Annotated in this window: 13 protein-coding genes; 6 read left to right on the forward strand and 7 right to left on the reverse strand. The window is 42.5% G+C overall.

The features are described from left to right. Positions 1–60 precede the first annotated feature (60 nt). The 4 genes from NI455_RS12370 to erpA all read left to right on the forward strand — a co-directional run bounded on the left by NI455_RS12370 (position 61) and on the right by erpA (position 3,989). Positions 61–1,065, forward strand: a complete 1,005-nt coding sequence (locus tag NI455_RS12370) for a putative solute-binding protein (RefSeq protein ID WP_005094847.1) — start codon at positions 61–63, stop codon at positions 1,063–1,065. Between the two features lie 254 nt (positions 1,066–1,319). Then, positions 1,320–2,330 (forward strand): putative solute-binding protein, encoded by a 1,011-nt coding sequence (locus NI455_RS12375; RefSeq protein WP_005094844.1) that lies wholly within the window; start codon positions 1,320–1,322, stop codon positions 2,328–2,330. Positions 2,331–2,524: 194 nt separating this feature from the next. Further along, the gene (locus NI455_RS12380; protein WP_253114449.1) at positions 2,525–3,532 is read left to right on the forward strand and encodes a putative solute-binding protein; all 1,008 of its coding nucleotides are present in this window, start codon (positions 2,525–2,527) and stop codon (positions 3,530–3,532) included. Between the two features lie 121 nt (positions 3,533–3,653). Beyond that, entirely contained in the window at positions 3,654–3,989 is a 336-nt protein-coding gene (erpA, locus tag NI455_RS12385) for an iron-sulfur cluster insertion protein ErpA (protein WP_004281944.1), read from the forward strand. A 56-nt stretch (positions 3,990–4,045) separates the two neighbouring features. Here the strand turns inward: erpA and NI455_RS12390 are convergent, their stop codons facing one another. From NI455_RS12390 to NI455_RS12415, 6 genes are all read right to left on the reverse strand, one after another. Continuing rightward, a complete protein-coding gene (locus tag NI455_RS12390; protein ID WP_016806936.1) occupies positions 4,046–4,423 on the reverse strand; it encodes a hypothetical protein in 378 nt (125 codons plus the stop codon). Positions 4,424–4,528: 105 nt separating this feature from the next. Beyond that, positions 4,529–5,437, reverse strand: coding sequence for a matrixin family metalloprotease (locus NI455_RS12395; protein WP_216986455.1), 909 nt, complete (start codon positions 5,435–5,437; stop codon positions 4,529–4,531). Positions 5,438–5,507: 70 nt separating this feature from the next. Beyond that, the gene (locus NI455_RS12400) at positions 5,508–6,338 is read right to left on the reverse strand and encodes an OXA-134 family carbapenem-hydrolyzing class D beta-lactamase OXA-1110 (protein WP_253114439.1); all 831 of its coding nucleotides are present in this window, start codon (positions 6,336–6,338) and stop codon (positions 5,508–5,510) included. A gap of 146 nt (positions 6,339–6,484) precedes the next feature. Beyond that, the gene (gene dnaK / locus NI455_RS12405) at positions 6,485–8,425 is read right to left on the reverse strand and encodes a molecular chaperone DnaK (protein ID WP_004281948.1); all 1,941 of its coding nucleotides are present in this window, start codon (positions 8,423–8,425) and stop codon (positions 6,485–6,487) included. A 118-nt stretch (positions 8,426–8,543) separates the two neighbouring features. Further along, a complete protein-coding gene (gene grpE, locus NI455_RS12410) occupies positions 8,544–9,092 on the reverse strand; it encodes a nucleotide exchange factor GrpE (protein ID WP_004647116.1) in 549 nt (182 codons plus the stop codon). 1,004 nt (positions 9,093–10,096) lie between these two features. Beyond that, positions 10,097–10,597, reverse strand: a complete 501-nt coding sequence (locus NI455_RS12415; protein WP_253114441.1) for a hypothetical protein — start codon at positions 10,595–10,597, stop codon at positions 10,097–10,099. Between the two features lie 217 nt (positions 10,598–10,814). Here NI455_RS12415 and NI455_RS12420 point away from each other — a divergent pair, with 217 nt between their 5' ends. Then, entirely contained in the window at positions 10,815–11,885 is a 1,071-nt protein-coding gene (locus NI455_RS12420) for an alpha/beta hydrolase (RefSeq protein WP_253114443.1), read from the forward strand. 71 nt (positions 11,886–11,956) lie between these two features. On the opposite strand, the gene NI455_RS12425 is transcribed toward NI455_RS12420, so the two are convergent. Further along, on the reverse strand, positions 11,957–12,631 hold the full coding sequence (locus tag NI455_RS12425) for an acetoacetate decarboxylase family protein (RefSeq protein WP_005268228.1): 675 nt from the start codon (positions 12,629–12,631) through the stop codon (positions 11,957–11,959). 103 nt (positions 12,632–12,734) lie between these two features. Here NI455_RS12425 and NI455_RS12430 point away from each other — a divergent pair, with 103 nt between their 5' ends. Continuing rightward, the gene (locus tag NI455_RS12430) at positions 12,735–13,307 is read left to right on the forward strand and encodes a peptidylprolyl isomerase (protein WP_129718026.1); all 573 of its coding nucleotides are present in this window, start codon (positions 12,735–12,737) and stop codon (positions 13,305–13,307) included. Positions 13,308–13,548 lie beyond the last annotated feature (241 nt).

Genomic DNA, 13,548 nt, shown 5'->3' on the forward strand with positions numbered 1-13,548 from the left:
ATGAACAGTGGTTTATAGTTCAGGCTGATGGAGCAAAAAATATCATAGAGTCAAATAAAAATGAAAAAGGGATGTTTAATTTTATCGGCACTGGGCATTTTGGTGTCGACTTCAACTCAAGCCAGAGTGAATGTCTGTGTTTTTGATTTACTGGGGAAATCTGGTGAGTCTTACAAACTGCTGGAGGAATGGGCGCTGGCAGCAAAAGGCTGGGGTGCCGAAATTCAGCTAAGCGCTTATCAGGATGAAGCCAAGGTCGATCAGGACGTCAAAGCCGGAAAATGTGATGCCTTCTATATGACCTCAATGCGTGCCCGGGCTTATAACAAATTTGCTGGATCGATTGATGCAATTGGCGGCGTGCCGAATAATGACATTGCCATGAAAGCCATCAGCTATGTACTGGATAAACGCAATAGCAAACGCCTGATCACCCAGATTGGCAAAGAAAAATTCGAAGTGGCGGGTATTGGTCAGATTGGCCCAGCCTATATTTTTGTTCGTGATCGTACTCTAAATAAACTGGAACAGGTCAAAGGCAAGAAATTTGCCGTGCTGCATTATGACTATGCGCAAAAAATCATGGTCGACCGGATTGAAGCAGTACCGGTCATGTCGGAAATTTCCAATTTTATTCGCAAGTTTAATCAGGGCGAAGTGGATATTGTCGCTGCACCGGCTTATGCATTTAAACCGCTGGAATTACAGAAAGGACTAGGCCGTCAAGGCGCAATGATTAATTTTCCGGTGATTAATGTCACTGCTGATCTGATTATTCGTCAGGAAAAGTTTCCGGCAAGCTTTGCCGCACAATCCCGAAACTGGTTTGTGAAACAGTTACCGCGCAGCTTTGCCATGGTCAAGCGCATGGAAGCTGAGATTCCAAGCAAATATATTCTGAATCTAAGCCGTGAAGATCGTGTGGCCTACCAAAAGATTCTGCGTGATGGGCGGATCGATTTAACCAAACAGGGGATTTATGATCAGGGCATGATGAACGTATTGAAACGCGCGCGTTGTACGGTAGAAAGAACCAATTTTGAATGTTCGATTGGTGGCGAATAAATCTGAAATCATGTATATCTTTGTAACTATATCTGGGTAAATGTAATTATAAGAAAGCAGTTTTAAATATTAAGATATTGATATTTAAATATATATTTAAAAATAACTTAGGCAACTATTGCTGATTTATCTTTATAGGCCAAAATGCCGGTTTTAAATGGAGTAAATGCTCTATTTTTTTTAATTAAACTTGCTTAATATTTGTCCCGTGTACGGACACTCAGCGAATAACAAGATTTCAAAGGATCACTACAATGAAAAAAACACTCTTATCATTGGCTGCATTCTCTGCATTTGGTTTTGCAAGTGCGGCGCATGCAGAAAAAGTCGATATCTGTGTGTTTGACTTACTGGGTAAATCCGGTGAGTCTTTCCAGATGGCGCAAGAATGGGCACTGGCTGCAAAAGGCTGGGGCGCAGAAATCAATCTGATTGCCCGTCAGGATGAAGCGGTTGCCGACAATGACTTCAAGGCCGGTAAATGTGATGGTGTGTTTATGACAGCCATGCGTGCCCGTCAATACAATAAATTTGCCGGTTCTATTGATGCACTGGGCGGTGCACCAAGTAATGCCATTGCCCAGCGTGCGATCAGTTTTGCTCTGGACAAACGTAATGCAGCGAAAATGGTCAGTAATATGGGCGGCAAAAAATACGAAATTGCCGGTATTTCACCGTTGGGTTCAGCATTTATTTTTGTTCGTGACAAGAATATCAATTCGATTGAAAAAGCCGCAGGGAAGAAATTCGCCGTACTCGGCTATGACGATGCCCAGAAAATCATGGTACAGCGCGTCGGTGCGCAGGCAGTGATCTCCGATGTTTCTAACTTTGTCGCCAAATTTAACAATGGTCAGGTGGATATGGTCGGTGCACCTGCTTATGCCTACAAGCCATTAGAAATCTATAAAGGTCTGGGTAATAACGGCGCAATGTTTAATTTCCCGGTACTGCATGTCACCTCTGATTTTGTGATTCGTCCGGAAAAATTCCCCGCAGGTTTTGGACAGAAATCGCGTGACTGGTTTATCAAAAACCTGCCAAAGAGCATGGGGATGATCAGCCGTCTGGAAGCGGGTATTCCGTCGAAATATAAAATGAATCTGAGCGCTGAAGATAAAACCAAGTATCAGAAAATGTTACGTGATGGCCGGATGGATATGACCAAACGCGGAATCTATGATGCCAGCATGATGTCGGTCTTAAAACGTGCACGCTGTTCTGTCGATAAGGCCAACTTTGAATGTTCAATTGCTGGCGAATAATCTGATTTTTAAAGAAAAAAGCTTAGATTGATCTAGGCTTTTTTTATGGCTGAACCAGGTCAGATCTGCCATTGTGCAGCGAATAAAATAGCTTAAGCTTGAGCTAAATATTAAATTCGCATGTTTTATATAAAAAACAATCACATGTGACTAAAACTGCAATAACAAAAACAAGCGATAAGGAAATGAGGATGATGCATAGAGGATGGAAAGCACTGGCATTGGCTACGGCGACACTGGCTGTTTCAGGTCTGGCGCAAGCTAAACAGGTGATTTGCGTATTTGATCTGGTTGGTAAAAACGGTGATGTCTATAGTGTGATGAGAGACTATCAGTTGGCGGCCAAAAATTGGGGTGCAGATGTCGAACTGCGGGTGAATACCAATGAAGCGGTGGTTGCAGAAGATTTTAAAGCTGGAAAATGTGACGGCATTAGTGTGACCGGGATGCGTGGCCGTCAGTTCAATAATTTTACCGGTTCACTCGATGCTATTGGCGCGATTCCAGATCTGAATCTGGCAGTTAAAGTAATGCAGGGACTGGCCAGTCCGACCTTTGCCAAACATATGCTGCAAGGTAAATATGAGGTAGTCGGTGTCATTCCTGTGGGTGATGCTTTCCTGCTGGTGAACGACCGCAGTATTAATACCGTTGCTAAAGCCGCTGGTAAAAAAATTGCCGTACTTGATTATGATGAAGCACAAAAAATCATGGTACAGCAGGTCGGCGCACAGGCGGTGAGTGCCGATGTCACCAATTTTGGTGCCAAGTTTAACAATGGCCAGGTGGATATTATTGGTGCACCAGCAGCAGTATTTAAACCGCTGGAATTACATAAAGGCTTGGGGAGTAAAGGTGCGATTGTGAATTATCCAGTGTTGCAGGTCACAGGCAATATCATTATCCGTCCAGATAAATTTCCGGCAGGTTACGGACAAAAATCACGTGAATGGGTGAGAAGTCAGTTACCGCGTGCCTTTGGTATTTTGGGGAAAATGAAAGCGGACATTCCAGCAAAATACTGGATGGATATTCCTGCTGCAGACAAACCGGGTTACCAGAAAATGATGCGGGATTCCCGAATTGACCTGACCAAACGCGGTGTTTATGACAAACGTATGATGAAATTGTTATGGCAATTCCGCTGCAAACAGAACCCGAAAAACTTTGAATGTGCCTTACAGGATGAGAACTACAAATAATCCTGATAAAATTACTCTGATTTGACTTTTAATCTGTAGAGACTGACCATATATTGAGTGTGCTATACTTAAATATGGTCTTTTCTTTTTAAAGACATTCCATTCAACAGAGGAATCCGCCATGAATGCCCAAGCGCTTGTGCTCACCGACAATGCCGCAAATAAAGTACGCCAGTTGCGTGACAGTGAAGGTAACCAAGACTTAATGCTCCGTGTCTATGTGACCGGTGGCGGCTGTTCAGGTTTCTCTTATGGCTTTAACTTTGCGGAAAGCCAGAATGAAGATGATGCAGAATTTGCCAATGGTGATGTTAAAGTCTTAGTCGATTCATTGAGTTATCAATATCTGGTCGGTTCAGTTGTAGATTATTTAGAAGGTCTGGAAGGTTCACGTTTCGTGGTACAAAACCCGAATGCGACCACGACCTGTGGTTGTGGATCTTCATTCTCGATCTAAATCCATGCACAAAAAAAGTCCTCTCAATGAGGACTTTTTTATATCTGGAGGAAAGTTTAGCTATCCAGTTTTACCGCTTCAAGCAGATCAAAGATTACAGTAGTAACATCCTGACTCAACTCGCGGTTATTGAAAATTTCATAGGCGCTAATGGTAATGTCGGTATCGCTTGGCAACAGACGCTGTTCTTCTTCGATCAGGTCATTGATCGGCAATAAAGTCTGTTTGATTTCCAGATGCAGAATATCTTTATATTCCAGATTTTCATCGTCGAGTTCAATCAGTTGTTCATTGAAATAAGGCAGCAAAATCGAATGAAGATAGGGTTGGATGTCCTCGATATCAAAGATCTCGATATCACGGGTTTCATCAATCGTACTAATGTGGTCATTTACTTCAATTAAAATATGGTAGTAACTCACACGAATCTCCAAAGATGGCCTGAACAATGTAGCCAATCACAATAACATGAAATCAGAATAGAGTGTTTTTTATAATACTTATACACTTAATTTAATTAAGGGATTTGAGCTGATCACTTAACGGTTATAAAGCAAGGTCTTGTCTGCAGGTCGTAGCTGAAAATGTTGCAGATTCTGTTTACCCAGCACCGGATACATCAGTGCTTCCGGGTCATTATGGTGATACAGACCCAAGGCATGTCCGAGTTCATGTGCCAGAGTCAGGCGGAGGTCATCTTCTGCATCAAACTGATAAATCTGAATTTGATTGCCCATAAACACGCCTTTATGAAATTCGCGGGCAGGGAAACGCTGTTGGGCTTGAATGATATTCTGTTGATGGTTTTGCAGACCATGTTGATGTATGGAAACATTCATATTAAAGGAACTTTGCTGTTCCTGCAGGTACTGAAGTTCCCGTTGAAAACTTTCCGATTTGCGCTGTAAAGCCAAAACCTCATATTCAATCTGCTCATGTTCATAAGCAGATAAATTTGGCTGACGGCGTCGTTGCTGTAAGGCCTGAAATTCACTATTCATCTGATCTCTTTGCTGGATCAGGCGTTGCTGCTGACTTTCCAGATGCTGATGGGATGCTTCCAGATTTTTGACCTGACGTTGATACTTGGCGTCATCTGCCAGCAACTGTTTTTCGACTTTCTTCAAGGCATCATAGTCTTGCTGGCGTTGATCATAGATCAGGTGAATACTCAGCCTGGCATTTTCATCATAGACCATCAAATCATCACGATTGCTTCCCTGATGCCAGATTTCGATCGCTTCCTTGCTCAGTTGAATGACCTGATCTTTACTTAGTCCAAAGCCTGAATCGACCTGATCAATCCGGAAACGTAAGCGTGTATCGAAAGGATGCGTCAAGCGATCAGCCAGCGAGTTATAGCGCAGTTGAGGATGGGTTTGGGCCTGCATATGTAGATAGGCAGACATGATCAATCCCACTACGAGCAGACAGAGCAGAAGACGCATATTTTTTATTTAAATGTCTATTTTTTAAAAATATAGCTTAATTTTAATGCCTTTCCCATGCTTATTTGCATCATCCTTCAGCTTTTGGATAAAGCCCTAATTCGGCCAAAGCCTGCTGCAAAATTTCAAGGCGGATCGCCGGATCTATACCATTTTGCATCTGCATATTGAGTGAAAATGCCACGATTTCAGCCTGCGGTGTTTCAACCCAGCCGGTGAGCCAGCCGACTTGCGGTTCCACATCCATGCCCCAACCGGATTTGACATATAGTCGATAAGCTTTCCGCTCCTGTAAAAATAACATGGCTTTGACTTGTTGCTGGACTTGAGGATCAAAGGCCAGTTGCTCTCGGGCCAACACAGAAACAAATTGGACTTCCTGTTTTGGAGTAACTTTCAAAGGGCCTACCAACCAGAAGTTATCGACCTGTTGACCAATCTGCTGATTACCAAATTGGATGCGTTGTACTTCCTGTTGCATCAGTTCAAGGCCAATACGACGTGCCAGTTCCTGATAAACGGGTACAGCAGACGCTTGCATGGCTTGGCCGAGAGTCATGTCTTTTTCCCAAGCTGAAAAACTGCGTTTCTTGCCATCCCATTTAAAAATTTCATTGGTTGTAGCTTTGCCATGTTGCAGGCCAATCAGGGCATTGAGCATTTTAAAAGTAGAAGCAGGAACATATTCGGTATTTGCACGACTTAAATCATTACCATAGACCTGTATCTGTTGACCACGCTGAATCCCTAAAACGCCAGAGCTTTGCGCCTGATCAAATAATTGGGCAATGGTTTGGGTAGATTGAGTTGAAGTGATCTGAGATGGGGAAGATGAAACGGGCAGGCTACACGCTGTCAGGCTCAAGCAACTCAGTAAAGGCAGAAAAATCAGAATTTTCATGAGTTTAGGGTATTTTAATGTTTGATTTAACTTAAACAGCTTTTCCTGAAAATACGATCAAATTTTGGTAATTTTTATTTTATTCCTTCAAGTTGAGACATAAAAAAACCGCGCTTTCGCGCGGTTTTTTCAGTTAAAGCGACAAATTATTTCTTGTCATCTTTTACTTCAGTGAACTCAGCATCTACAACGCCGTCGTCCGCTTTTTGAGATTGACCTTCGCCACCTTGGAATGCATTCGGGTCAAAACCTTGCGCACCGCCTTGGCCTTGAGCTGCTTCATATGCACGTTGTGTAATTGGCATGATGATGTTTTGCAGCGCTTCAGTTTTCGCTTTGATGTCTTCAACGTCATTTTCTTTGGTTGAAGCTTCAAGCTCAGAAACCGCAGTTTCGATTGCAGTTTTTTCGTCTGCAGTCACTTGTTCACCAAGATCTTTCACTGCTTTTTGTGAAGAAGCAACTAAAGCATCCGCTTCGTTACGTGCTTTTGCAAGCTCTTCAAACTTACGGTCTTCTTCAGCATTTGCTTCAGCATCTTTGATCATTGCTTCGATTTCAGCATCAGACAAACCTGAGTTTGCTTTAATCTGGATCGATTGCTCTTTACCAGTGCTCTTGTCTTTCGCAGATACTTTCAAGATACCATCAGCGTTGATGTCGAAAGACACTTCAATTTGTGGCACACCACGTGGAGCAGGTGGAATGTCACCTAACTGGAAGTTACCCAACAGTTTGTTTTGCTGCGCCATTTTACGTTCACCTTGGTAAACTGAAATGTCTACAGCAGGCTGGTTGTCCGCAGCGGTTGAGAACACTTGAGATTTCTTCGCAGGAATCGTGGTGTTTTTCTCGATGATTGCAGTCAACACGCCGCCCATGGTTTCAATACCAAGTGTCAACGGAGTTACGTCAAGTAGAAGTACGTCAGTTTTGTCACCTGAAAGTACCGCACCTTGAATCGCAGCACCCATGGCGACTGCTTCGTCAGGGTTTACGTCTTTACGTGGCTCTTTACCGAAGAACTCTTGAACCTTCTGTTGAACCATTGGCATACGTGATTGACCACCCACTAGGATCACGTCAGAGATGTCAGAAGTCGAAAGACCAGCATCTTTAAGCGCAATACGGCAAGGCTCAATGGTACGCGCAACCAGGTCAGCAACCAGACCTTCTAATTTTGCACGTGTTACGTTGATCACTAAGTGTTTAGGACCAGTCGCATCAGCAGTGATGTATGGAAGGTTGATTTCAGTTGCATTTGAAGATGAAAGTTCGATCTTCGCTTTCTCAGCAGCTTCTTTTAAACGCTGTAACGCCAGTGGATCTTGTTTCAGGTTAAAGTTTTGTTCTTTCTTGAACTCTTCAACCAGGAACTCGATTAACGCGTTATCGAAGTCTTCACCACCTAGGAATGTGTCACCGTTAGTCGACAATACTTCGATTTGCTGGTCACCATCAAGGTCAGCAATTTCAATGATTGAAACGTCGAAAGTACCACCACCCAAGTCGTAAACCGCGATTTTACGGTCGCCTTCTTTTTTGTCCATACCGAACGCAAGTGCTGCAGCAGTTGGCTCGTTGATGATACGTTTAACTTCTAAACCTGCAATTTTACCTGCATCTTTAGTTGCTTGACGTTGTGCATCGTTGAAGTAAGCAGGAACAGTAATAACAGCTTCAGTTACGGTTTCGCCCAGGTAATCTTCAGCAGTTTTCTTCATCTTTTTCAAGATTTCAGCAGAAACCTGTTGTGGCGCCAATTTTTTGTCGTTGACATCAACCCAAGCATCACCGTTGTCTGCTTTGATGATTTTGTAAGGAACTAAACCGATATCTTTTTGTACCGCTTGGTCTTCATAACGACGACCGATGAGACGTTTGATCGCGAACAATGTGTTTTTCGGATTTGTTACTGCTTGACGCTTTGCAGATTGACCTACCAGAATTTCGCCATCTTTATAGGCAATAATAGATGGAGTGGTACGTGCGCCTTCAGCGTTTTCGATTACTTTAACTTTGTCGCCTTCAAGTACTGCAACACATGAGTTTGTAGTACCTAAGTCAATACCAATGATTTTAGCCATTTGGATGTTTCCTCTAAAATTTTTTTGTGATTTACACTTGTTATCCGATATGAGAGCCGTTCGATTTTTTTCAAGTAAATTTTTTGAAAAATTTCACAAACTCCCGAAATTATTTGGCTTAAGCGCCGACCATCACCATAGCAGGACGCAATAAGCGACTGTTGAGCGTGTAGCCCTTTTGCAAAACAGTCCCAATTTCATTGGCTTTGGCATTTGGATCAATCCCGACTGCCTGGTGCAGGTCAGCATTGAAACCGTTGTTGGTGTCTACTGCCACAACCCCAAATTTTTCTAAAGTATGCAATAAAGATTTAAGGGTCAGTTCAACGCCTTCACGCAATGGTGTTTGCTCTTCACCTGCAGCCACAATGGCACGCTCCAGATTGTCGACTGTTTCTAGAAGCTCTTTAGAGAACTTTTCTAGAACCGTATCTTTATGCTTTTCAGATTCACGCTGAATACGTTCCACACTCTTTTGTGCTTCGTATACTGCATTGGCGGTACGGGCTTTTTCTAACTTCAAGTCACCTTCAAGCTGCGCAATCTGCTCTTGTAAAGACTCAACGGAAACTTCAGCCTGCTCGGTTTCAGCTTGAGTTTGCGCTGTATCTTGTTCCGCTTGCTCTTGCTCAAGTTGTTGAGCTTGCTCGTTTTGCTCAGTCGCCATTGATTTACTCCGTTTAAATGGGTTCTTAAACATGTACAGTCCTTAGGCCTCAGTGTTCACTGCGTTTATGCTGAACTGCCATGGTTGTGAAGTTCTTGATTACCTAAAGAAATCGGGGCTGGGTGTAAAAATTCAAGCGTCGACCCAGATTAAATTTAAGATTTATGCAAAATACTGAATCCAGCGGACAGCAGAACGAGCTATTCAAAACATAACAGCAGGATGGGATGAGAATAAAATACACTGGTATCAGCAGGGATCAATCCAGATTTTGAGCTGAATAGATTTAATTTTCGACTAAATCCAAGAATTAATTATTTGAAAATCAATATAAAAAATGAGTAATCGTATTTTTGAATTAAATTAATAATTTTAATCCGTTTTAAGTATGGGTAAAAAAAATGCATCATACTTCTATTAACAGCGACCTTGTTCAGAGGAGAGAGCCGAACCGGGTTGCTGTTGCCCTATTTTAAAGTTGCTTTTTTCAAGCTGAGTATCCCCAAAACTCAGCTTTTTTTTGCCTGTTTATTTATTAGACATAAAAACGATTAATATCTAAGCAATAAAGTCTTTCACAATAGATGAACTTTTGATTAATATTTATTCCAGATTCTATCGCTGTAGTTTCTTCTTATTTTGAAATGTGTTTTCGTGGCTTATCCTGTTCTCTAGATAAGCCTTTTTTTTGTCCAGAATTTACCTTTTTTGAATTTGTTTGAATCAGTTGTCTCTATTTTAGCGTTTTGTAAGATAAAACTTACAGCTTGGATAGTGAATGTCGGCTTCATGAGAATAAGTTGATCCGATAGGATAACTTATATAGAGAACAGGATGTTCTGGTTGAATTGCTGAGAAGCATAAGCGAAGTGGAAGTTCGTTTAACATAACCCTCTGCAAAGGCCCTAAAGAAAATTTCTTTAGGGCCTTTGTCTATCTGGAAGCTATCTTTTTCTATTAAAAAAGCCCACTCTGGGCTTTTAATAAAGAAGATGATTCAAGTCTTAATCACGACGATCGCGTGAACGTTGTTCCTGATGGCGTCGGTTGTCATTCCAGCGTTGATTAGAACGGTTTTGCTGGACTTTTTTACTGCGCTGATCTGTTACACGTTTACGCTCCAGATCCTGACGACGCTTGCGTTCTGCCTCTGCCTGTTTTTGCCGTTGCGTCATGATATTTTTACGCTGCTGCTCATGGCGCTGCCGTTCCAGTTGACTTTTACGCCGATCCAGCTCTAACTGTCTTTTACGGTCCTGCTCCCAATTGCGACGTTGTAATTCCTGTTTACGTCGATCCAGTTCAAGACGTTTGCGTTGCTGTTCGTATTCCCAGCGTTGCCGCTCATAGCGACGATCTTGTTCATAACGCCGGTCCAGTTCATAGCGACGATCATAACGCTGATCATAGCGGCCGTCATAATAGCCACCATCTTCAGGAAATGCGACGCAGCCTACAGCTAAAAATGCAGTCGCCAAAGACAAAGCTATAATTTTGCTAGCCATAGGCATTCTCCTGATTTGTAATAAAAAATATACTTAAGCTCGCAAAAGTACGTCAAAAATAACCTTTAAACGGTCAATGACATCTTCTATAAATGAGGGTAACGTATCGGACAGAAGCTATATGTACATTGATATTAAGACTTATATAAGAATATGGTCACTGAAACGCTAATCGTGTAGAAACTATGAAGAATTAAGAGAATAAGGACTAAAAATAATGACTGTGAATCCTCCGGTTCTGAAAAGTGTGATGGAAAAAGGACAAGGGACGGCAGCGCGTATGCTGGACCGCTTACCTGGCATTGCAAAGGAAGCATTGGTTAAGGCCCTGGATTATCCTCATGTCTATCCTGATTTAGACCCTTTGGTTAAATGCCTGATGGCCATCCAGATAAAACAGGGGCATAGCAGTTTTATCAGTGAGGATCTCGCACATTCGCGCACATTGTTTGATGCACGTATGAAAGCCATCCGGGCTAGACCGACCGCGGTCAAATTTGTCGAAGAGCTTCGCCTTCCTCTACAGAGTGGCAGCATCTTTGCCCGGCATTATCATCCAGCTCCACAAAAGAAGTTGCCGATGGTGATTTTTTATCATGGCGGTGCATTTATGGTGGGCGGTCTGGATACTCACGATGAATTCTGTCGCTTGCTGGCAGTACATGCCAAAGTACAGGTGCTAAGCGTGGCTTATCCGCTGACGCCAGAATTTAGTCCCTTGCAGATGGTACAAGTCTGTGAAGATGCCTTGGCTTGGGCACATCAGCATAGCAAGCAGCTAAAAGTCTATAAAAACCGTATTGCCGTGGCAGGGGACAGTGCGGGTGGGAATCTGGCTACTGTCGTGGCACAGCGCAGTGCCGGTAAATCTTATGCCGCACGAGCACAGCTTTTGCTTTATCCGGCGCTCGACTTTAAAAGTCGCCATCCTTCTTTTTATGCCTATAAAGATGGACTGGTACTTTCGGAGCAGGATATTGATCTGGTGACCTTCATGTATGCCCAAACTCATCAGATTGAACTGGATGACCCACTGATTTCGCCGACCTATGGTGAATTGCAGAACTTGCCGCCGAGCTATGTAATTACTGCACGTCATGATGTTCTGCATGATGAAGGTTCAATCTATGCACATAAACTACGTCAGAATGGCGTGAGTGTTCATTATGATGAATATACCGATCAGGCACATGGTTTTATCAATCTGACGCCGATCTCCCGCCGTGCCAAAAAATATGTGATTGAGATCAGCAAAAACTTCCGCAAATTCTGGGACAAAAATAGTTAAATCGAAAGCATGAATGCAAAAAGGTGTTTCTCATGAAACACCTTTTTTTATAGCTAAGTTTTTATCAGTCTTTACACTTTGCTACTGATCTGCGCTTCAGGAAAGATCAGATTGAATTTGGGGACATAAAAGCTTTGCAGCAATTTGGCTTTGGAAAAATCTGGAAATATATTCTCGGCATCTTTCCACTCTACTTGTGAGAGTTTGGAGAGATGACCGCGGAACTGTGGACTAAACTGAAAACGCTGCCCTTTCCAGGCTTGCTGGATTTTCAACATAGACGCTGGAATATGATGACTATTAATATAGAACTGGCGTGCAGATTTAGTTTTCTTCAATCGAATCGTCATATGCTGGTTCTGGTGCTGAATCTGACACAGTACTTCCTGATCCTTTTCCTGCCATTCAAACTGCGCATGTTCTTTGGGAATGCCCCATAAATGCTGACCATGTACCACAGACTCATGGGTAGATACATAAATTTTAGGAATCGAGCTGAGGCGCCGTTTACTAATTAAAGGATGGTCCAGAATCAGTAACTCATCATAAGGGCCAATCGGCGAGGTGTGATAACGCACCAATAAGACTTGAATCATACGACCCAGTGGAGAAGGGGCAATACGGAACTGTTTTGCTTGCTCAATAAAGCTGGGGGTCAGCCAATAATTCAGAATAAAACCCTCACCCTGCAAACGCCACGGTGGAAACTGGTGGATATTTTGCTCCTGTAATAATGCATGCTTCATTCTTATTCTCTTGTCTTTAGTCGGCAGGTCACTGCATTATGAGTTATAAAAGATTAATATATAGTCATTCACAACCATTACTTCTAAGTAGATGAGTTAATAAATGTTAAAGAAATCATTATGTGTCATCGCACTTGCTGCGGTCAGTCTGCCTAGCTTTGCTGCAAATACAATTATTGAGATGAAGACTTCATCTGGAAATATTGAAATTGAACTCTTCAATGACAAAGCCCCAATCTCGGCAAAGAACTTCGAAAGCTATGTAAAGAGCAACTTCTATAAGGACACGATCTTTCACCGCGTCATTCCAGGCTTTATGGTGCAGGGCGGTGGCTTTGATGTGAACATGCAGGAAAAAGCCAATACCAAAGCACCTATTAAAAACGAATCGTCGAATGGTCTGCAAAATAAACGCGGTACTTTAGCCATGGCCCGTACCAATCAGCCGGATTCTGCCCGAGCACAATTCTTTGTGAACCTGGTCGATAATGATTTCTTGGATCGTTCTGCTAGAAATGCCGGCTATGCGGTATTTGGTAAGGTCACTAAAGGCATGGATATCGTCGATCAGATTGCCAAAGTACCGACCCGAAACTATGGAATGCATCAAAATGTGCCGGTGAACCCTGTAAAAATCACCAGTGTGATGATTAAAGCACCAGTCGTGAAAAACTAGGCATAGAATAAAGCAGAAATATTTAATTTATATTTCTGTTTTAAAAATATGTACTTATGTAATGTATTGTATGGAATTGAACCAATTTGGTGCATAAAAATAAAACACTCGTGATTCCTGTGCGTTAAAAGCGCTTGCACGTGTAAGAAATTGCCCTATAATGAGCACATACCGACGAGATAGACGGAAACGAACGAAGCAGAATGGCGGAGTTGTTGAGTTTATCGAAGTCCAGCTTCTA

It is taken from the genome of Acinetobacter lwoffii, from assembly GCF_024129435.1.
In the GTDB taxonomy this organism is placed as follows: domain Bacteria; phylum Pseudomonadota; class Gammaproteobacteria; order Pseudomonadales; family Moraxellaceae; genus Acinetobacter; species Acinetobacter lwoffii_F.

Excerpts from the sequence above, each read along its gene's own strand:
- NI455_RS12370 (WP_005094847.1), top strand. The coding sequence starts at position 61 with ATGAAAAAGGGATGTTTAATTTTATCGGCACTGGGCATTTTGGTGTCG.
- NI455_RS12375 (WP_005094844.1), top strand. The coding sequence starts at position 1,320 with ATGAAAAAAACACTCTTATCATTGGCTGCATTCTCTGCATTTGGTTTT.
- NI455_RS12380 (WP_253114449.1), top strand. The coding sequence starts at position 2,525 with ATGCATAGAGGATGGAAAGCACTGGCATTGGCTACGGCGACACTGGCT.
- erpA (WP_004281944.1), top strand. The coding sequence starts at position 3,654 with ATGAATGCCCAAGCGCTTGTGCTCACCGACAATGCCGCAAATAAAGTA.
- NI455_RS12395 (WP_216986455.1), bottom strand. The coding sequence starts at position 5,437 with ATGCGTCTTCTGCTCTGTCTGCTCGTAGTGGGATTGATCATGTCTGCC.
- NI455_RS12400 (WP_253114439.1), bottom strand. The coding sequence starts at position 6,338 with ATGAAAATTCTGATTTTTCTGCCTTTACTGAGTTGCTTGAGCCTGACA.
- dnaK (WP_004281948.1), bottom strand. The coding sequence starts at position 8,425 with ATGGCTAAAATCATTGGTATTGACTTAGGTACTACAAACTCATGTGTT.
- grpE (WP_004647116.1), bottom strand. The coding sequence starts at position 9,092 with ATGGCGACTGAGCAAAACGAGCAAGCTCAACAACTTGAGCAAGAGCAA.
- NI455_RS12415 (WP_253114441.1), bottom strand. The coding sequence starts at position 10,597 with ATGGCTAGCAAAATTATAGCTTTGTCTTTGGCGACTGCATTTTTAGCT.
- NI455_RS12420 (WP_253114443.1), top strand. The coding sequence starts at position 10,815 with ATGACTGTGAATCCTCCGGTTCTGAAAAGTGTGATGGAAAAAGGACAA.
- NI455_RS12425 (WP_005268228.1), bottom strand. The coding sequence starts at position 12,631 with ATGAAGCATGCATTATTACAGGAGCAAAATATCCACCAGTTTCCACCG.
- NI455_RS12430 (WP_129718026.1), top strand. The coding sequence starts at position 12,735 with ATGTTAAAGAAATCATTATGTGTCATCGCACTTGCTGCGGTCAGTCTG.